Annotated in this window: 17 protein-coding genes; 13 read left to right on the top strand and 4 right to left on the bottom strand. The window is 45.4% G+C overall.

The genetic code is table 11. The features are described from left to right. Positions 1–7 precede the first annotated feature (7 nt). From ACNI23_RS04880 to ACNI23_RS04910, 7 genes are all read left to right on the top strand, one after another. A complete protein-coding gene (locus tag ACNI23_RS04880) occupies positions 8–2,578 on the top strand; it encodes a PEP/pyruvate-binding domain-containing protein (protein ID WP_420247093.1) in 2,571 nt (856 codons plus the stop codon). Next, positions 2,575–4,257, top strand: a complete 1,683-nt coding sequence (locus ACNI23_RS04885; protein WP_420247094.1) for a sensor histidine kinase — start codon at positions 2,575–2,577, stop codon at positions 4,255–4,257. Before ACNI23_RS04880 ends, ACNI23_RS04885 begins: the two co-directional genes overlap by 4 nt. Continuing rightward, positions 4,245–4,658, top strand: a complete 414-nt coding sequence (locus tag ACNI23_RS04890; protein WP_420247095.1) for a response regulator — start codon at positions 4,245–4,247, stop codon at positions 4,656–4,658. The genes ACNI23_RS04885 and ACNI23_RS04890 overlap by 13 nt, the downstream gene beginning before the upstream one ends. Further along, complete coding sequence (locus ACNI23_RS04895; protein ID WP_420247096.1) at positions 4,639–5,553, top strand: sensor histidine kinase; 915 nt, start codon at positions 4,639–4,641, stop codon at positions 5,551–5,553. The genes ACNI23_RS04890 and ACNI23_RS04895 overlap by 20 nt, the downstream gene beginning before the upstream one ends. Further along, positions 5,550–5,975: a response regulator gene (locus ACNI23_RS04900; RefSeq protein ID WP_420247097.1), complete on the top strand. Its 426-nt coding sequence runs from the start codon at positions 5,550–5,552 to the stop codon at positions 5,973–5,975. The genes ACNI23_RS04895 and ACNI23_RS04900 overlap by 4 nt, the downstream gene beginning before the upstream one ends. A 52-nt stretch (positions 5,976–6,027) precedes the next feature. Continuing rightward, a complete protein-coding gene (locus ACNI23_RS04905; protein WP_420247098.1) occupies positions 6,028–7,998 on the top strand; it encodes a methyl-accepting chemotaxis protein in 1,971 nt (656 codons plus the stop codon). 277 nt (positions 7,999–8,275) lie between these two features. Further along, the gene (locus tag ACNI23_RS04910) at positions 8,276–9,040 is read left to right on the top strand and encodes a methionyl-tRNA formyltransferase (RefSeq protein WP_420247099.1); all 765 of its coding nucleotides are present in this window, start codon (positions 8,276–8,278) and stop codon (positions 9,038–9,040) included. Between the two features lie 47 nt (positions 9,041–9,087). Here ACNI23_RS04910 and thiM read toward each other — a convergent pair whose 3' ends face one another. From thiM to ACNI23_RS04930, 4 genes are all read right to left on the bottom strand, one after another. After that, on the bottom strand, positions 9,088–9,888 hold the full coding sequence (gene thiM, locus ACNI23_RS04915; protein WP_420247100.1) for a hydroxyethylthiazole kinase: 801 nt from the start codon (positions 9,886–9,888) through the stop codon (positions 9,088–9,090). Between the two features lie 381 nt (positions 9,889–10,269). After that, positions 10,270–10,644: a hypothetical protein gene (locus ACNI23_RS04920; protein WP_420247101.1), complete on the bottom strand. Its 375-nt coding sequence runs from the start codon at positions 10,642–10,644 to the stop codon at positions 10,270–10,272. A 146-nt stretch (positions 10,645–10,790) separates the two neighbouring features. Further along, complete coding sequence (locus tag ACNI23_RS04925) at positions 10,791–11,453, bottom strand: hypothetical protein (RefSeq protein WP_420247102.1); 663 nt, start codon at positions 11,451–11,453, stop codon at positions 10,791–10,793. Positions 11,454–11,509: 56 nt separating this feature from the next. Continuing rightward, on the bottom strand, positions 11,510–11,716 hold the full coding sequence (locus ACNI23_RS04930) for a hypothetical protein (protein WP_420247103.1): 207 nt from the start codon (positions 11,714–11,716) through the stop codon (positions 11,510–11,512). A gap of 268 nt (positions 11,717–11,984) precedes the next feature. Between ACNI23_RS04930 and ACNI23_RS04935 the strand changes: the two genes are divergently transcribed. The 6 genes from ACNI23_RS04935 (at position 11,985) to ACNI23_RS04960 (ending at position 18,396) form a co-directional block, all read left to right on the top strand. Next, on the top strand, positions 11,985–12,068 hold the full coding sequence (locus ACNI23_RS04935; RefSeq protein WP_420250554.1) for a DUF4172 domain-containing protein: 84 nt from the start codon (positions 11,985–11,987) through the stop codon (positions 12,066–12,068). Positions 12,069–12,577: 509 nt separating this feature from the next. After that, positions 12,578–13,315 carry a class I SAM-dependent methyltransferase gene (locus ACNI23_RS04940; RefSeq protein WP_420247104.1) on the top strand — a complete coding sequence of 246 codons (738 nt, stop codon included), beginning with the start codon at positions 12,578–12,580 and terminating at the stop codon, positions 13,313–13,315. Between the two features lie 109 nt (positions 13,316–13,424). Continuing rightward, a complete protein-coding gene (locus ACNI23_RS04945; RefSeq protein WP_420247106.1) occupies positions 13,425–14,957 on the top strand; it encodes an ABC transporter substrate-binding protein in 1,533 nt (510 codons plus the stop codon). A gap of 76 nt (positions 14,958–15,033) precedes the next feature. After that, the gene (locus ACNI23_RS04950) at positions 15,034–15,963 is read left to right on the top strand and encodes an ABC transporter permease (RefSeq protein WP_420247107.1); all 930 of its coding nucleotides are present in this window, start codon (positions 15,034–15,036) and stop codon (positions 15,961–15,963) included. 10 nt (positions 15,964–15,973) lie between these two features. After that, the gene (locus ACNI23_RS04955; RefSeq protein WP_420247108.1) at positions 15,974–16,804 is read left to right on the top strand and encodes an ABC transporter permease; all 831 of its coding nucleotides are present in this window, start codon (positions 15,974–15,976) and stop codon (positions 16,802–16,804) included. Continuing rightward, on the top strand, positions 16,801–18,396 hold the full coding sequence (locus ACNI23_RS04960) for an ABC transporter ATP-binding protein (RefSeq protein ID WP_420247109.1): 1,596 nt from the start codon (positions 16,801–16,803) through the stop codon (positions 18,394–18,396). The genes ACNI23_RS04955 and ACNI23_RS04960 overlap by 4 nt, the downstream gene beginning before the upstream one ends. Positions 18,397–18,424: the final 28 nt, after the last annotated feature.

Below are 18,424 nucleotides of genomic sequence, written 5' to 3' on the forward strand. Positions count from 1 at the left end.
GCAGAATATGCGTACCTTCATAAATGCAATTTCCCGTATATTGAGAAATCCTTCTGCTGATGATCGCAATTCTTCAGCACGTTTCCTTGAGCGATGTGAAAATTTCCGTCTTCTGCTTTCCGCCAATAACAGTGCCCTCAAAAGGATGGCGGAACTGACTGAAGCCTCCCGCAGCGTTAAGCCTGTGGGGATGACCTATATCCGGGCTGAAAATATCAGGATATCAGCTGATGTGCGCAATATGATCGAGCGGCTGTGCCGTATTGCCCCCGGCAGGTACGAAGGGCTGAAGGATGCTTTCAACAGGATTCTGATGTTGATGAATAAGGAGCTTGCAGCAGATGTGGAGAGGGCTTCGGGCCCAAACATCATCAATCTTCAAGAATTGAATTCCGGCCTGATATCAGAAGTCGGATCAAAGATGGCCTTGCTGGGTGAGGTGGCATCTATCCCCGGAATTCGCGTTCCTGAAGGTTTTTCCATTACCGCTTCTGCTTTCAGAGCCTTGCTGCAGGAAACCGGACTGGGTGAGGAATTAAAAAGGGTGGCTCAGATTTGCGGTGAAGAGAACTATGCAACTCTCAGGGTTCTGGAAAGAAATGTCCGCGATGCCATCAGCCTTTGTCAGTTTCCTCAGGATCTTGAAAATGAAATTTCTGAAGCAGCAGAGCAACTGGCTGCCGGACGAAGAGTTTCCTATGCCGTGCGCAGCAGTGCTCTTTGCGAAGACAGTTTGGAAACAAGTTTTGCAGGACAATTCCATACGGAGTTGGGCGTTGCTGCTGATGAGATAGTGGAGGCGTTCCGCAATGTAATTGCCAGCATGTACACTGCCTCCGCTGTTACCTATCGCCTGAATCACGGAATACGTGATGATGAGATGGTTATGTGCGTCGGGTGTGTGGAAATGATTGATGCCGTGGCAGGCGGGGTGGCCTACAGTAGTGATCCTTCCGGTCTTCATGAAGGGCAGATAGTTGTTTCAGCTGTTCATGGCCTTCCCAGCAGTATTGTCGACGGGGTTACCAGAAGTGATCTTTGGCGGTTGGACAGGGATTCTCTTGCAGTAATCTATGAGGAGATAGTTGATCAGGAGTGGGGCCGCTTTATGGCTTTTGACGGAAGTGTTGTCCGCCGGAGACTTGGACTGGATCAGGTAAACCGGCCTGCGATTGATCATGATGTGCTTGTCCGCATAGCCCAGACAGTACTGAACCTCGAAGATCACTTTAATTGTCCTCAGGATATGGAATGGGCTTTGACCGGCGATGGGATACTGTACGTTCTGCAATGCCGTCCCTTGGGGATAATGGCGCAGCAGAATGCACAGGGAAGTATTAATGACGATCAGAATTTTCCAGTCATTGTGGATTCCTGCCAGCCCGCCAGCTCAGGAATTGCATCAGGAATTACCTACTACATCGAACATGCCCACGACATGATCGATTTCCCCTTCGGGGGAGTCCTCCTTACCAGAGTCGCCGGTCCCGAACTGGCGGCTCTGCTCCCGGATGCCGCAGCTGTGATAGCTGAATTCGGTAGTTGTACCGGACATCTGGCAAATGTGGCCCGTGAATATGATATCCCAGCTTTGATTGGTGTTCCCGATGCAGTTGAGAAGTTGAAGGGAGCAGGAGAGGTCATAGTTGACGCTGTTCAGGGCCGCATCCTTTCAGGAAGTCTTGGCAATAATGATAAGCCGCGCAAAGCCTTTAATACGGAGACTCCGGTACGCAAAGCTCTCTGTTCAGTACTCAAGCTGATTACCCCCCTGACTTTGACCGATCCCCGCAGCCCGGATTTTCTTCCGGAAAGATGTAAAACCCTGCACGACATAACCCGTTTCTGCCATGAAAAAGCCGTCGCAGAAATGTTTAAGAAGCGTGCCGGAATTGATGATTCCGCAAGGCAGATGGTGGATGGAGACAGGCTGCAATACTGGATTATTGATCTTGGGGGAGGAGTTTCAGAGAGCAACGATTCCAATGATGACGGATATGTGCGTTTCGAGGATATCCGTTCCAATGCAATGAAGTCCCTATGGGCTGGAATGGCCGGTTTCCCATGGGAAGGCCCTCCAGATGTATGTGCTGATGGATTTGCATCGGTTCTTTTCGGGGCCACCTGCAATCCTGCTCTGGTTCCGGGAGTTCGCAACAGTATGGGGGAACGCAGCTATTTCATCGTGGGTCGGAATTATTGCAGCTTACAGTCCCGATTGGGTTTTCATTATTGCACGATTGAAGGCTTTGCCGCTGATGATGCTGAAATGAATTACGTCCTTTTTCAGTTTAAGGGCGGAGCTGCGGATATGGGCAGGAGGTCTTTGCGGTTGCAGTTGGTGGCCGAAATACTGGCGGAGCATGGATTTCATACCTCTGTCCGTGATGATGTGCTGTTTGCCCGTATGGAAGGTATTTCTTTGGAAATGGCCGAGCGAGGGTTAGTTGTCGCCGGATACCTGCTTGTGCAGACCCGACAGTTGGACATGATTATGAAGGACGGTCCCGCCGTTGAGAACTATAGGAATAAATTCCGTAGTGAAATTGAAGTCCTGCTCTCCGGGGGTGGAAAATGAAGGCTTTCCACTATCTTCAGCTAAAATGGAAATTGACTGCAACAGCTCTGTCTTTTTCGCTTATCCCCTTATTTCTGTTAGGTTTTGTCCTGCACGGTCAGTTCAGTGAATCTTATGAGGATAAGTTACGCAGCAATCTGCGGCTGACTGTACTCAACAAGGCTGATGCCATTGATATGTTTCTGGAGGAACGTGTCGTTCAATTACAGAACATTGCCAATACCAATTTCTTTCCTGAAATTTCAAATCAGGAAAAGCTGAATAGTCTTTTTGATGCCATTTACAGCACATCGAACTCCTTTATCGATCTTGGCGTTTTCGATCAGCAGGGCAACCATGTTGCTTATTGCGGCCCTTACGATTTGAAGAACATCAACTATCAGGATCAGCGCTGGTTTAATCAGGCCATGCTCAAAGGGGTTTTCATCAGTGATGTCTTCATGGGGTACAGGAATTTTCCGCATTTCGTAATAGCCGTTAAGCGCAGGGAACAGGGGCGGACATGGATACTGCGCGCTACCATTGACTCAGATGTATTCAATTCATTGGTAAGTAATGTTCGGACCGGTCAGCTCGGTGATGCTTATCTGATCAATTCCAACCTGTTGCTGCAAACATCATCCAGACGCGGCGGCGATGTTCTTTCCAAGGCAATCCTTCCTGAGTTTTCCCCCGGCGGTAATGTAGAGATAATTAAATGGAATGATCACGGAATCGGAATGGTGGCCGGGATAATGCAATTAAACATGGTTGATTGGAGCCTCGTTGTTCTTGAGAATCCTGAGGAGGAGCTTTCTCCGGTCATTCGGGACCAGTCACTTGTATTTGTTCTGCTTTTTGTCTGCGCCCTGATGATTTCCATCGGGACATATTTCGTTATCACTTCCATTGTCCGCAAATTGATGACTGCGGATAAAGAAAAATCCCTTATGGATGCCACGGTCATGCAATCCTCCAAGATGGCTTCGCTTGGAAAGATGGCAGCCGGAGTAGCGCATGAAGTCAACAATCCTCTTTCCATTATCAGGGAAAGTGCCGGATGGATCAGGGACATGATCTCCGATGGCGGTTTTGAAGGGGTTAAAGATCTTCCTAATCTGGAAGAGGCTCTTGGGGATATTGAACGCCATGTGGAACGGGCCCGTTCTGTAACACACAGAATGCTTGGTTTCGCGCGCAGTATGGAACCGGCGCAGGATGATGTCGATCTTAATCAACTTGTCCGGGAGACTGTCTCTTTTCTCGATAATGAAATTTTATACCGGACCATCTGGGTCACCTACGATCTCAGTCCGGACCTTCCTTCTATTTCCACAGATTTCAATCAGGTTCAGCAGGTTGTTTTGAACCTCATGGAGAATGCAATTGATGCTGTAGGAAATGACGGCTCTATCAAGCTTTCAACCCGTAGTAACGGTGATTTCGTTGAGCTTGAGATTGCTGATTCCGGTCCGGGAATTCCACCGGAGCTTCTCAGTAAGGTCTTTGATCCTTTCTTTACCACCAAGTCAGCCGGGGAAGGTACCGGACTAGGACTTTCCATTATTTATACGATCCTCAAAAGAGTTGGAGGAAGCGTTAAGGCTAGAAATTTGCCTGAAGGCGGAGCTCAATTCATTGTACGGTTGCCGGTGGTGAACAGGAATACCTGCATACAGGAGGAAGTATGTCCAGAATAAAGCTGCTCGTGGTGGATGACGAAGCTGATTTCTTGAAGCTTGTCAAAAGAAGGCTTGAAAGAAGGAATTTTGATGTTGAAGTGGCTTCCGGTGGTGCTGAGGCTTTACGCTTCCTTTCCGCCAATCCTGTGGATGTAGTTATTCTCGATGTGAGGATGCCCGGTATGAGCGGAATGGATGCTCTGAAGCATATGCGCCGCAAGCACAGTGAAGTGGAAGTGATCATGCTCACGGGCCATAGCTCGGTTGCTTCCGGGTTGGAGGGAATAAGCCACGGGGCCTATGATTATATTCTTAAACCTTTTGAAATCGATGATCTTATCGAAAGGATTCGAAGCGCTCATGAGCATGCAGTACTTAAGCGTGGAGGCGGAGGCGGGAATGTCAGCTCTGGAAGTTAAAGATTTTAATGTCCTACGTCACGTATTCTTAGGTCTTGCATTGATTGGCGTTGCAGGATCGTTGATCAATGCAGGGTACGGCACCTGCGTTGAGATTATAGCTGCTGTGGCAGGTTTTTCGTTGCTTGGGTTTATTTTGCAGGAATTGCGGCGTGCGAGGCGTAAAAGTCTTGAGCTGGAAGGTCAGCTTGTTCAGCTCAAGCGTATGAATTCTTTTGACGAGATGTCTGCCGGGATAGCCCATGAAATTAACAATCCTCTGAATATAATCATGCAAGAGGCTGAAATTATAAGGGTTAATATTGAATTTTCAGAGAGTTGCCTGCTCACAGACGAGATTGATGAGAGTATTGGTGTCATCAGGGCGCAGGTAAGGCGCTGTTCGGAAGTTACTCGTAAATTACTGGATATGGGACGAAAAAGACTGCCGGTAACCCAGCAGGTGGACATCAATAAATTACTGAAGGGATTGCTCGCGCTGGTGGATGAAGAAGTGGGCGGTAATAAAATAAAAGTAGTCCGGGACATTCCTTCCGGTGCGCTTTCAGTCAATACAGATCCTCCGCTGCTGCGGCAGGTTTTCTTGAATCTCCTTAAAAATGCAATTCAGGCTGTCGGTCACAAGGGTGAGATTGTCATTTCCAGCAGGCGGGAAGCCGGAAAGGTTGTTGTCCGTGTTGCGGATAACGGTTGCGGAATAGCTGAAGATAAGCTTCCGCATATATTTACTCCCTTTTTCACGACCAAAAGTCCTGAAGAGGGTACAGGAATCGGTCTCGCCGTAAGTCTTCGTATTATCAATCAACTGGGAGGAACCATCGATGTAGAGTCTTCTGTCGGCAAGGGGACGGTCTTTTCGGTGGCGATTCCCGTAAATGGAGCAAGGTCGTCATGAACAGCAAAGGACGGATTCTGATTGTCGATGATGAGGATCGGTTCAGGGAAAGTCTGAAACGTATTCTTGAACAGTCCGGATTTGATGCTGTGGCCGTTGCTGACGGAATGGCTGCCCTGCATGTGCTTGAAAGGGGGGAGGTCGATGTTGTCCTGCTGGACAGCAATATGCCCAACCTTCCGGGAGAGGATGTTTTCACGATTATCAAGGAACATGGAATCGCTGTGGAAATAATTCTCCTGACGGGTTTTCCGGTTATTGAAAATGCTCTCAGGATGATGCGCAACGGCGTCTTTGATTATCTGGCAAAGCCGGTGTCAATCGAGCAGCTTTTATCTGTGATCGGGTTGGCGGTGGAAAACAAGCGAATCAGGAATTGGGATACGGGTGCTGTAGATATTCTCAACAATAATGTTGACTGACGTTGTCCTTTTTCCCGGTTAAACAACGTAAAGTATGGCGCATGGAGTCATTATGAGTATCAAAGCAAAATTAATGTTGGTGTTTATGACATCATTTTTGGGCCTTGTTGCTATTTTCGGCGTTAACTATTGGGGTGACAGGGTCATTGAAAACAGCCGTAAGGTTGAAATGCTTGCAAATGAAGGGGTTGAATTGTTTCTGCAAGCTAGGAGGCAGGAGAAGAATTTCCTGTTGCGTATGGATTCTTCCTCTTTTGAAAAGGCCATTAAGCATGCAGATGATTCTGTGAAGAAAGTCAAAGAGGTTGAGGCCCTTTCATCTGAATTGAAAGAGCCCTGCGTCAAGGTTGTTAGCTTTATTGATGCCTATGAGAAATATCTGACTGAAGTGCATAATCATTATGTCTCAAAAGGTCTTACCATGAATGAAGGGCTGCGTTGGAATTTCATCAATGCGGCAAGAAACATGGAGGAAGCTTTCAAGGAAGGCACAATCAACTCCGAACTGTTGATTCTGGTTCTTCAGATGCGCAGACAGGAGAAGAACTATATAATCCGAGGTGGTGAAACCCCGGTTAAGCGTGTTGATTCCATGATCCTGCGGATCAGGGATGAAGTGCGTGCTGCCTTTCCCGAAGAGCGTGCCAAGACTCTGCTGACTGCTCTGGATGATTACAGCGAAGCATTTCATGAATACATTACGCTGGAGAATTCCATAATCAAGCTTAAAGCTGAGCTTATTATGTCCGCTCGGGCTGTTGAGCCTTTATATGATAAAATTCTGACGATCAGCTCCGAAAGGCTGGAGCATGATTCTGCCGTAATCGGATACACGGTTATAGCCATAGAAGTGGCTGTGGGTGTTGCGGTCCTGTTCATACTGCTTTGGGTCATGCTGACGGTTTCATCTTCGTTGAAACGGCTGGGAGGATACGCCAAGTCTGTGGCTGGCGGAGATCTCGATTGCGAGCCGGAAGGTCGGTTTGTTGCCGAATTACAGGAACTGCGTGACGTTCTAGTCGGTATGGTTGGCCAACTCAAGGCTGGTATTGATGAGGCCCGTGCACTTGAACAGGATGCCGTAAATCAGGCTGTTCTTGCGGAGAAAGCCAGAGATGAAGCAGTTGAGCAGCAGAACTATACCTTGTCGCTCATGGAGAAAATTACCGGAGCATCTAACCGGGCCGAAGCAATTGTTCTTAGGCTGACCGAAGCGTCCGCTGATTTAAAAGTAAGGACTCAGGCAATTGCTGACGGGGCTTTGGAGCAGCAGGGGCATATGAATGCTTCAGCAACCGCCGTAGAGCAAATGCATCTCACCGCCAGAGAAGTTGCGGAAAACGCGGAAGGGGTTTCTTCCACCGCTAATGATGCCAGAAAGGAAGCCGGTGGCGGAATTGAAGTCGTTTTTAGGGCAAGAGATGCCATGAGTATGGTCTCCGGGACGGTTTCAAGCCTTGAGAGCGATATGGTCAGTCTCGGAACCGAGATCGAGTCTATCGGTGAAGTTGTCGGTGTAATTAATGAGATCGCCGATCAGACAAACCTGCTGGCCCTTAACGCCGCCATCGAAGCTGCCCGTGCCGGGGAAGCCGGAAAAGGCTTTGCCGTGGTCGCTGACGAAGTTCGCAAACTGGCCGAAAAGACTATGGTTGCCACCAAGGAAGTCGATAAATGCATTTCCAGCATCCAGGACCGGACTCACGAAAATATTGAGGGGGTCAAGAAGGCTCTCGCCTTTGCGTGTTCGGCTGATAGTGAGGTCAACAATTCCGTGGATGTATTCAAGCATATTCAGGGGTTGTCTGACCATGTGGCTGAAAAAATCGAGGGCATAGCTCTCGCAGCCACTCAGCAGTCTGTCGCATCCAAAGATATTGAGAAAACGGTTTCACATATTGCACAGCTGGCGGAAGGTTCAACAGACAGCGCGCAGCAGTCAGCATGCTCAATTGCCGACCTGGCAATGATGGCAGAAGAGTTACAGGATGCCATTGTGCAGCTGAATTCAGGTAGTAATTAGGGGTATCCGTATTCAGATAGAGCCTTAAAGTGTAAAAATTAAAAACAGCCCTTGCTACTTAACTGGATAGCAAGGGCTGTTTTGGTTGTGAAACTGTATGGGATGGTGCTTGCTAAGGAAGTTGAAAGATGATTTTACACCTTTTTGTTTTTGAACTATGCCCGTAATAAGCTTATAATTAGGGATAAATTGTTTTAAATTTGTATGCATACGTCGACGCCTTGGTGCTAGCGCAGCAAATATTATGCGTCCTTGACCGGACATGGGAGGTGCTGAGATGTCAATCGTATTTTTTGTCGATGAAGTTGGTGCGCGGGTTATCGAAAACACTCGCCACCAGCTTCAAGACTATACTATCGTGTATGATCCGAAACGTTATGAAAATCCAACATGGATTCCTACTGGTTGCGTCCGTACAATCCCACATCCGCTTAAAAATGAACGACAGTCATTTCTGAAGGAATTGGGGACACCCCAATTAGGAGTCATTTGCTCCTATAGTCGCATACTGTGGAAAGAGTTGATAGACCTATTCCCCATGGGCGTGGTGAATATCCATGGCGGAAAGCTGCCGGAATACCGGGGTGCCAGTACTCTGCAATGGGCCATTATTAACGGAGAAGATAGTACCGCTGCTACTCTGCATTTTGTGGATGAAGGAGTTGATACGGGGCCGGTTATTGATTCCGCTGAAGTCGTGATTGAAACACATGACAGCGCCTTAATCGTACTCGGCAAAATTTTGAATGCTTCTGCTTTGCTTTTGGACATCTGGCTTCCCAGCCTTCTTCAAGGAAAAGTTTCCGCTTACCCTCAGGATGAGTCTAAAGCGCATGTATGGCCCCGTTGCACTCCCGAAGATGGACTTATTGACTGGGCGCAGAGCGATGAAGAAATCAGTCTTCTGACACGCGCTTTGGCTGCGCCGTGGTCGGGAGCTTTTTACTACACCAATGACAACAAAAAAGTTGTGATTGATTACGCTCTTTCTCCGCCTGAAGTTGCAAAATTGAGAAAAGAGGCAGGGCGCGCTGCTTGGTAAAATTGGGAATTTGGGATTTGATCTGATAAATTAGGCCGCTGTTGCATTTAACCCTCCACAGTACAATGCGAGATCAAGTCCTTTTTATCCAGCGAATACATAGCATCGAGAAAATGCATCTGGAAACTGCCGGGACCGTCAGCCCTAGTGGCGGCCATCCCGCCCGCACTATTCATGATCACCATGCCCGCTACACCAGCATCAAATGCGGAGTCGGCCACGGCAGCACAGGCACCGCAAATGGCGGTAGCGGTACATCCCATGCCGGTTACCTTAGGCATTAGAGGACTGCCTCCCCGCAACCACACAGTATCTGCAGCGGAAACAACCATATCCAGCTCTCCACTTACGGCCACAACACAACCAAAGTGCTCTGAAAGATATTTAGCCGCTTCCTCTGCGGTCTGTGTCTCGTACATGGAGTCCACACCTTTTGTCTGTCCGTCTGCGCCAGCCATGGCCATAATTTCGGATGGATTACCGCGAATAATAGTAGGGGAAACTTCCTGAAGTATTTTCGAACAGGCCTGTGTCCGGAATGTGCTTGCACCCACGCCCACCGGATCAAAAACAACCGGCTTGGATGCAGCTTTTGCAGCTTTTCCGGCAATAAGCATGCTGGAAATCCATGGTTCGCTCAGCGTACCGATATTCAGCACAAGGCTGTTGGATATGCCTACCATCTCCTGCATCTCTTCCTGCGCATGCGCCATAATGGGCGATGCACCGATAGCTAGCAGGGCATTGGCTGTATTATTCATAACCACGTAGTTGGTGATACTGTGTACAAGCGGTGCTTTGGAGCGAATCTGTTCAACAACATTCCAGGCACGGTCAAGTATAGTCATAGTCAACTCCCATATATTCGTTTGATCCTGATATTCATCAATGACTTAGCAGTTTGCTCGACTAGATAGCGGTGGATTGAATTAATATCTCTGATTAAGTTTTCTGTCTAATTGATTCATTTGTCCTAATTATTGAGTTCTCCTTTGATGTTCGCGGGGTCAACCTATGTACTGAAGGCATAAAAAAAGGCTCATGAAACATTCCACTATGTACCATACTGGTGTGGATGTGCCATGAGTCTTTTTTTGAAAAAGTCCAATTATTTCAATTGAGTGGTGGAGGCGGGGGACATCGAATTTAGGGTTTATGTTGTCGGGATGTTTTTATTTTTTAAGTTAGGGAAATTGGTGTACTCGTGTGGGTACTCGTATGGGAGTAAATTATTTTGATTTAGCAATTTGAGGAAAGATTGATTGAATATTTTCGCTAGTAATACTTATGAGGTTGTGTGAAAAGTCTTCGTGCCGAACATAGCCAATAAATGGTTTATCAACAATAAAAATGGAGATGTATTTTTCTCCATCAAACCCTATTACTTCTGACTGTGCTGTGCATTTGGTTTCCTCATTGAATTGAATTTCTGAGCCATCATAGTTCTCAAAAGCTTTGGGGAAAACTATGGTTTTAGCTGGAAGTGTAATTGCTTTTAATGATGTGTTTGAAGACTTAAATTTTGCTCTATAAATACTTCTTGAAATAAGAATATCTGTTGTTGCTTGCAGAATATATTCTGCCTTGTTTTTGATATCTTCCATTTCAAAAAAGCCGTAATCTACGCTTGTATACCAATTTTTGTCTTTATCTTGATATACAGATGGTGTGATACGCCAAATATTCCAGAATGTTGCATGGTCAACTCCACATCTACTGAGTTGTCTGTCAACAGCATTGTGGTCTAGAATTATATAGTCAATTGGGTTACGAACGTTGTCTTCAATATATTTTTTATTTTTTGCGTAATGGGGGGCCCTTGAGTAAGGGCAAGTAATCCTTTATGAATATTATCATCTGCGAATTTGGAAATATCGTAATCTTTTTCAATATCTAAAAAAATTGCTTTTCGGCATTCAATTAAACACTCTCCATATTTACAATTTTCATAGTAAAAACTAGCTTTTGTCATGCAGCTTTTGATCTCGATATTATCTAAAGCATCAGTCATGTCGACAGAGTTAAAGTTAGAATTTAGTACGGTCTGCGTGGTTTCAAATAAAAAATTTGAAACAGCAGGAAGAATGTTATCAACTTCTCTCGCATTTGGAAAAATACCATAATGCTTTGCTGAAACTCGCATTTTATTTAATCTTGTCAATTGTTGTCTATATGGTAATTGTTCAGGGTGTATAGATGTATTTATTTTATCTATGTATGTGTTGAAATTATCCTTTTCTTTTATATCAACATTGAGATGTTCAGATACAGAAATTAAAAATGTTTCAATAGCATCTTGAAGCAGGATAACCCCGGTACATATTGAGAAATCATTAGCAATTTGTATGTTGTTTAGCCCAAGGTGATATTGATTTTTAGCTAAACATAGTTTTTTAAGTACAGTTTCAGTCATTACATACCTATATGGAGTTGAAGCAGACTTCGTATTTAACGAAGTCTGCTAGAAGGTTAGCTAGTATGGCACTCACGAGAACAGTAGTAGCATCCATTTGACTGCGCATAATATTTACGCGCTTCAGCTACAGCCTGATGACAACTTGAAAATTCACCAAGATAAAGGCGATTTTCTTCTTTAGGCATGTAATTGCAGCCTAATTTGTGAACTTCATGGTCTCCATTACTCTGAGCATTTCTATTCACATAATATCTAGCCATAAGTCCTCCTTTAGGGGGTGTAAATGAAATTGATATTGCTTTTATCACTGCTAGTTTTATGTGTAAATAGATTTCTCGAATTTTAATAGGCAAGTCAGAATCTAAGTCTATTTAATATATTTTGTTACATAGTTTAAAATGGGTGTGCCGTTAATAGTTGACGATGAGTTATTTTCAATGTTTGCCTTTGCGATGAATACCCCTCGACAATCACCGCAAAACCTGTGGCAAATAACCGCCTCATTCACCGCAAACAAGGGCAAAAGCAATGTGGATACACGAACATCAAGACTGGCCGAACTTCACATGGAACGCTGAAAAGCTCATTTCCAAGCTGGCAGACGTCCTGTAGCCCTGCGTGACATCAAAGATTTGAAGGAGCGTGGAATACTGCTGCAGAACCCCGGAGGCGGGCGGAGTACTAGTTATCGGTTGGATTGGTTTTCAAGTGAGGGGTCAGAGTAAATAGGATTTTTATTTTTACACTGTGCAATGTGAGATTAAGTCCGCTTTATCCGCGATATCAGGTAAGAAAAGGACTCACGGTTTTAAACGTGAGTCCTTTTCTTGTTTTCAATACTTGTTTCATCGGTAGGTAGGAAGAAGTGTTGGTCATATTGAGCTGGAACCTACTGAGATGAAAACACTTGTGCTTAAATATTAAGCTTGGTAGCATGAATTAAGTATTTGTATTACTTTTCGTTTATGCGGTTTAGGATCATATGATTTGATGCTTGATTTACAATTTATGTGTCTTGTTGGTGTTACTAAGTAGATAATTGTTCGACGTATTGCGGACCAATATGAGTGTTGTGCTTCTCTGATGTAAGGGGTTTAAAGATTTTTAAGGAATAATTTCGAATGGATAAATTGAAATGTAAGATCGAAAAATACTGGAATTGGCGGAGTTCAAGTTACGCTTTGGATGTTGAGAAATCACCGGAAACGGAAAAGGCTTGGGATACGACAATAAAAACTTTGGCAAAGTCCGGTCAAAATCTAGATGCATTGGATATAGGTACCGGGCCCGGGCAACTAGCCTTTTATCTCGCCGGGGCAGGTTTTAATGTAACAGGGTTAGATATTTCCCCGGAAATGATCAATAACGCCCGAAAAAGGGCGGAAGAGATGGAGCTTTCTATAGATTTTCGTACCGGTGATGCGGAACATCTGGATTTTCCTGATAATAGCTTTGACGTCGTAGTATCCAGAAACCTTATATGGACATTGCCCAATCCTGATCTGGCACTAAAAGAGTGGCACCGAGTCTTAAAGCCCGGTGGGCGCATTATCGTTTCAGATGGTTTCTGGCAAAACCAGACATGGAGGCGGTTTTATCAAATACCAGTGAACCTGCTAAAGAGTGTATTTCAAATAAATAGTAGAATATCATTACGTTTTTTTCTTCATTACGCCAGTATGATGAAACATTTACCGTTATATGAAGGGGTTAAAAAAAACGAAGTACAAAAGTTATTACAATGTGCCGGGTTCAATGAAGTTTCATCATGGGATATTGGGCAGTGCTTCGGAAAAAATCCTTATGCATTTGCGTTGAGTGTCAGCCCCTCGTTCTTCATCGTTTATGCCGACAAATAATTACCCCTTAAAATCATTCCACAGACATTTTATATCTTCGCACAGAATGGAGTATCCAGCTGAGCGATTCATCTATCTGTTTAACTTTTTCTTTTAAGGAGATTGCACGATGCTTTCAAAAAAAAGCACGAATGTTTCTAAGTGCTTGATTGTAGTTTTTATGTTGTTATCCGTTTTGATCTGTTCTTCGTTCAATGTATCCGCTGCACAGCCTAAAGTTGTACGCATCGGAGACCTTTTTGCTAACACCTATACCAGTCTTGATTCTCAGAAATCATCTTTCGGTTGGTATACGTCTACGTTGGGCCTTTCCGAGACCCTGTTCCGGATTGATGATAGCTACGCTGTTGTTCCTTGGCTGGCGGAGTCTGCTTCTGTTGATGGAAGTACTTGGACCATTAAACTTCGGGATGATGTAGTTTTTTCAGATGGCAGCAAGCTTACAGCTGATATCGCAGTAAGGTGTATAGAGCGTGCAAGCAAGGTAAATGAAAAGTCTCAAATGCTTAGGGGCGCGTCCTTAGCCGTCGTGGATGCGAAAACATTTACTATTTCCACTCCTAAGCTCCTGCCTACAGTGCTTAACGAACTCTGCAACGTTTATATGGCGATGATAAACCTCGACACCACAAAAGATATTGATAACGCTCCTGTCTGTACCGGCCCATTTAAGGTGGATAAATTTGATCCCGGTGTATCCACCAAGCTTGTGCGTAATGATAAATACTGGGGGGGCAAGGTAAGTCTTGATGGAGTTGAGGGACTGTACGTCGCAGACGCGGATACTCTCTCCCTTGCTTTTCAGAATGGAGAGATTGATGCATATATCGGCCCCACAACCAATGATCTCAGCATCTTTTCTGCCTCTCCTGAAAAGTATAAGGTTGTCGCTATTCCTGCTTCCCGCCTGTATTATTACTACTTAAGCATGGAGCGGCTTCCGTCTAAAGAGCTTCGTGCTGCAATCAATATGGCTATTAATCCTAGTGATGTATGCATCTTACTCGCTGGTCTGGCCAGTCCCACTGTAGGTGCCTATGGTACTACTACAGCATATGGTAATATTACAAAGCACGGTTTTGACCCTGTGGAGGCGAAGAAGCTTATTGAGAAACTAGGTTATACTCTTGATGAGAATGGCTACTATGCTAAAGATGGCAAGGAAATTGAGCTGGACATCGCTTACTACGCAGCCCGTTCAATTGATAAAATAGTTCTCCTTATGCAGGAACAGTTAAGATCTGTAGGTATCAAAGCCAAGTTGAGTGTTACCGAGGACCCGGACGGCACCTATATGAGTACTGGAGACTTCGATATCGGCGTATACTGCATGACTGCGAACCCTTCAGCTGACCCTTATTATTTTATGGAACGTGTAGTCGGCGGTGGTAAATACACTTCCGGCAGGTATAACAATGCCAGAGCCAAGAAACTTCTGGAACAGCTTTATTCGGAACCTGTTGCAGCACAACGTGCTAAGCTTGCCGTTGATATTCAGCAGCAGATTGTCAACGATGAAGCTATGGGCTTTTTGGCAATCCTTAATAAGACTACGGTTATGAGAGCCGGGGTTGCAAACTGCAGTGAAAGAAACCCGATCAGTTTCTATTTTCTGAATGCCAATACCGCTATCAATGACTGATGCATAAAGCTGATATGTTCTTCAACGGCGTGTGGAATTATACTCCACACGCCTTTTTGTGTCTTACAGGTTTACTATGCTGAAATATTTCCAAAATCGTCTACTAAGGCTCATTCCTGTGCTTTTAGTGATAACGTTCATTACATTTTCTCTTATGTTCCTTGCTTCGGGTGACCCGGCACAAAAGAAGTTGATAGCTCAGGGGATAGCACCAACAGAGGAAGTGCTCGAAGCCACTCGGGAGAGCATGGGGTTGAATGATCCCTTTCTAGTTCGGTACGGGAACTGGTTGTGGTGTTTTTTGCAAGGAGACCTCGGCGAGTCTTACGCAAAAGGGCTGCCTGTATCCCGGCTTATGTGGAGTGCGATGGGCAAAACAGCAATGGTGGCAGTTTCAGCATTGGCTCTTTCTCTGATTGTATCCATCCCACTTGGAATCTGGACCGCAGTCAAAAGAAACACAGTTACAGATTATCTTGTCAGGTTTTTAACTTTTTTAGCCAATGCCATCCCCTCTTTTTTGGCTGCTTTATTATTGATTTATCTGTTTTGCGTGTTTCTTCAATGGCTTCCTGTGCTTGCTAAAAACAGTTTTCAGGGGCTTATTTTGCCTACTGTCGCTCTTGCCATGCCGACAATGGGCAAGTTTATCAAGCAGATAAGAGCGGAGGTGCTTGGTGAGCTGGGACAGAACTATGTAACTGGAGCTCAGGCAAGAGGTGTAAAGTCCGGTACTATTCTTGTCAAAGACGTGCTTCATAATTCCATGCTTTCCATATTGACAGTCATAGGTTTTGCCGTGGGGCATCTGTTTGCTGGCAGCGTTGTCATTGAGGCTATTTTTCAGTGGCCGGGAATGGGAAAGCTGGTAATGGATGCCATTACAGCCAGAGACTACCCGGTTATACAGGGGTTCGTAGTTTATATTGCCATCATTTATGTACTCATTAATTTGCTGACCGATCTAGCCTACCGTTACTTTGATCCAAGGGTCACTGAGAGTTGAGAATAACCGTATGAAAACAATACATAAAGATTTTTGGATGTGGGTATTCATCGCTATAGCCCTTTTATTGATAGTAGGAAGTTTGTTTGCTCAGCACTTTGCTCCGAATGATCCGTATGCCACGCACATAATGCGTATGCGGGAGACTCCGGGGGCTGAGTATCCAATGGGTACGGACGGTATGGGGCGTTGTGTCTTTTCTCGTCTGCTATACGGTGCTCGGACGAGTATTTTTTCGGCTCTGAGTCTGGTTTTCGTCACTGCTACGTTCGGGGCTTTTGTGGGCATTCTTTGCGGTTATTACAGCGGTTCTGCCGATAAGGTCGTTATGCGTTTTATCGATGGCATTATGGCCTTTCCACAGATGGTTTTGGCTATTTCTGTGGCCGGTATTCTCGGAGGAGGAATGGGCAACGCAATGTTGGCAATGGGATTTGCTAGCTGGACACCATATGCCCGCCTCGCACGCAGTCGAGTCCTTTCGCTAAAAAATGAGGAGTTCATTCAAGCCGCCAGAATTTCAGGCTGTAGTGATGGTGTAATTATGGCCAAATATATTTTGCCGAATATTTTTAATTCACTTCTCACCTTTGCAACGTCCCAGATTGGTACAGTCATGCTTGGTTTTGCAGGGCTTTCCTTTCTTGGGCTCGGCGTACAGCTTCCTCAGGCAGAGTGGGGCAGTATGATCAGTGAGTCCAGGGGAATGCTGCGTACAGCTCCATGGACTGTCATGTATCCGGCTGCGGCTCTGGTTATCACTGTAATGGTATTTAACTATCTGGGGGATGCCTTGCGTGATCGTATCGACGTTAAGGATCTCGGTGAGGATCGTGTATGAAAAATACAGTGTTAAAGCTGCAGAATCTTAGCGCTGGATATAATGGAGAGGATGTCATACGAGACATTTCCTTTGAGGTAGGCACGGGAGAGATTTTCGCATTAGTCGGTGAATCTGGATCGGGTAAGTCTACCGTCTTAAAGACTATAATGGGGCTTCCGTCCAATGGAGTACGGATTTCCGGTGGCGGATTAACTTTCAATAGGCAAAAACTAACTGAGCTATCTGCTGAAGAACGTAGGCAATTGTTGGGTGAAAAATTGTGCACGGTATTTCAGAACCCTGCGACTTCTATGAATCCCATACGGAAGATACGCAGCCAGTTTCTGGATACTATGCGTAGCCATAACCGGAGTGATACTGAAAAATCTCTCGCTGCAATACGGACTGCGTTCACCAAGCTTGGGCTGGGCGATGCTGATCGGGTGTTGGATTGCTGTCCTTTTGAACTTTCAGGGGGGATGTGCCAGCGTGTGTCGTTGGCCATGGCTATGGTAATGGAACCAAGCCTTATTCTTGCTGATGAACCTACCAGTGCTCTGGACGTGATGAACCAGCGGCAGGTTATTGATGAATTTCGTATTTTGCGTGAAGAGTGCCGGGCTTCAATCCTTTTGGTTACTCATAACATCTCTCTTGCATCGCATATTGCTGACAGGGTGGCCATCATGCATCAGGGGGAGATTGTTGAATGTGGAGTTACTGGAGAGGTTCTTAATTCACCGCAGAACTCATATACGAAAAAATTGATAGCCGATGTACCCTGTGTTCGGACTGTTTGTCCTGTTTATGATTATTCATCTAAGTTTCTTGAGGTGAGTAATGTAACAAAACGGTACAGTGTTGCTGAACGGACGATAGAAGCAGTCAGGGACGTCGGTTTTACTCTTTCTCGTGGTGAGGTGTTAGGAATTGTGGGGGAGTCAGGATCTGGCAAGAGCACACTTTCCAGACAACTCTTGCAGTTAGAGAAGACGGATGAGGGGAGTATTAGATATGATGGGGAAGAAGTTACGGCCATGAACAGGCGGAGCCTATGCACCCTTTATCGTCGGGCACAGATGGTGTTCCAGATTCCGTTAACCTCTTTTGATCAGAATAAGAGAATTCGTGTAACCATGAGGGATGCTGTACGCAACCTCACTAATCGAAAAAGGAAAAAAGCGGCGGATGAATATATCAACGAATTGATGTGCCGAGTGGGACTTACACCTGAGTTGGCGGATCGTTATCCTTGGGAAATATCAGGAGGGCAGTGTCAACGTGCAGCCATAGCCCGAGCCTTGGTTGCCGAACCTGAACTTCTTATTTGTGACGAGGCTACCAGTGCGCTCGATGTTTCTTCCCAGGCACGAATTGCAGATCTTCTACGTTCTTTGGTTCGAAAAAGTAACATGAGCATGATATTTATTTCTCACGATATTGCTTTGGTTAGTGGGCTTTGCAATACTGTGATGGTGATGAAAAATGGTCGGTGTGTTGAATATGGTCCGGTAGAAAAAGTTATCACTGATCCAGAAAGCGAATATACTATGGAGTTACTAAAAGCGTCGTCTTTTTGTTATAAAGATCAACTTTTTTGTTCTTTGTGAAACTGTATGGGACAGTGACATGCATGTT

It is taken from the genome of Maridesulfovibrio pacificus (SeqCode), from assembly GCF_048612815.1.
Lineage (GTDB): Bacteria > Desulfobacterota > Desulfovibrionia > Desulfovibrionales > Desulfovibrionaceae > Maridesulfovibrio > Maridesulfovibrio pacificus.

Coding starts and splice junctions, on each gene's coding strand:
- ACNI23_RS04890 (WP_420247095.1), top strand. CDS start 4,245: ATGTCCAGAATAAAGCTGCTCGTGGTGGATGACGAAGCTGATTTCTTG.
- ACNI23_RS04905 (WP_420247098.1), top strand. CDS start 6,028: ATGAGTATCAAAGCAAAATTAATGTTGGTGTTTATGACATCATTTTTG.
- ACNI23_RS04940 (WP_420247104.1), top strand. CDS start 12,578: ATGGATAAATTGAAATGTAAGATCGAAAAATACTGGAATTGGCGGAGT.
- thiM (WP_420247100.1), bottom strand. CDS start 9,888: ATGACTATACTTGACCGTGCCTGGAATGTTGTTGAACAGATTCGCTCC.
- ACNI23_RS04930 (WP_420247103.1), bottom strand. CDS start 11,716: ATGGCTAGATATTATGTGAATAGAAATGCTCAGAGTAATGGAGACCAT.
- ACNI23_RS04920 (WP_420247101.1), bottom strand. CDS start 10,644: ATGGAAGATATCAAAAACAAGGCAGAATATATTCTGCAAGCAACAACA.
- ACNI23_RS04895 (WP_420247096.1), top strand. CDS start 4,639: ATGTCAGCTCTGGAAGTTAAAGATTTTAATGTCCTACGTCACGTATTC.
- ACNI23_RS04880 (WP_420247093.1), top strand. CDS start 8: ATGCGTACCTTCATAAATGCAATTTCCCGTATATTGAGAAATCCTTCT.
- ACNI23_RS04960 (WP_420247109.1), top strand. CDS start 16,801: ATGAAAAATACAGTGTTAAAGCTGCAGAATCTTAGCGCTGGATATAAT.
- ACNI23_RS04910 (WP_420247099.1), top strand. CDS start 8,276: ATGTCAATCGTATTTTTTGTCGATGAAGTTGGTGCGCGGGTTATCGAA.
- ACNI23_RS04925 (WP_420247102.1), bottom strand. CDS start 11,453: ATGACTGAAACTGTACTTAAAAAACTATGTTTAGCTAAAAATCAATAT.
- ACNI23_RS04935 (WP_420250554.1), top strand. CDS start 11,985: ATGTGGATACACGAACATCAAGACTGGCCGAACTTCACATGGAACGCT.
- ACNI23_RS04900 (WP_420247097.1), top strand. CDS start 5,550: ATGAACAGCAAAGGACGGATTCTGATTGTCGATGATGAGGATCGGTTC.
- ACNI23_RS04885 (WP_420247094.1), top strand. CDS start 2,575: ATGAAGGCTTTCCACTATCTTCAGCTAAAATGGAAATTGACTGCAACA.
- ACNI23_RS04955 (WP_420247108.1), top strand. CDS start 15,974: ATGAAAACAATACATAAAGATTTTTGGATGTGGGTATTCATCGCTATA.
- ACNI23_RS04945 (WP_420247106.1), top strand. CDS start 13,425: ATGCTTTCAAAAAAAAGCACGAATGTTTCTAAGTGCTTGATTGTAGTT.
- ACNI23_RS04950 (WP_420247107.1), top strand. CDS start 15,034: ATGCTGAAATATTTCCAAAATCGTCTACTAAGGCTCATTCCTGTGCTT.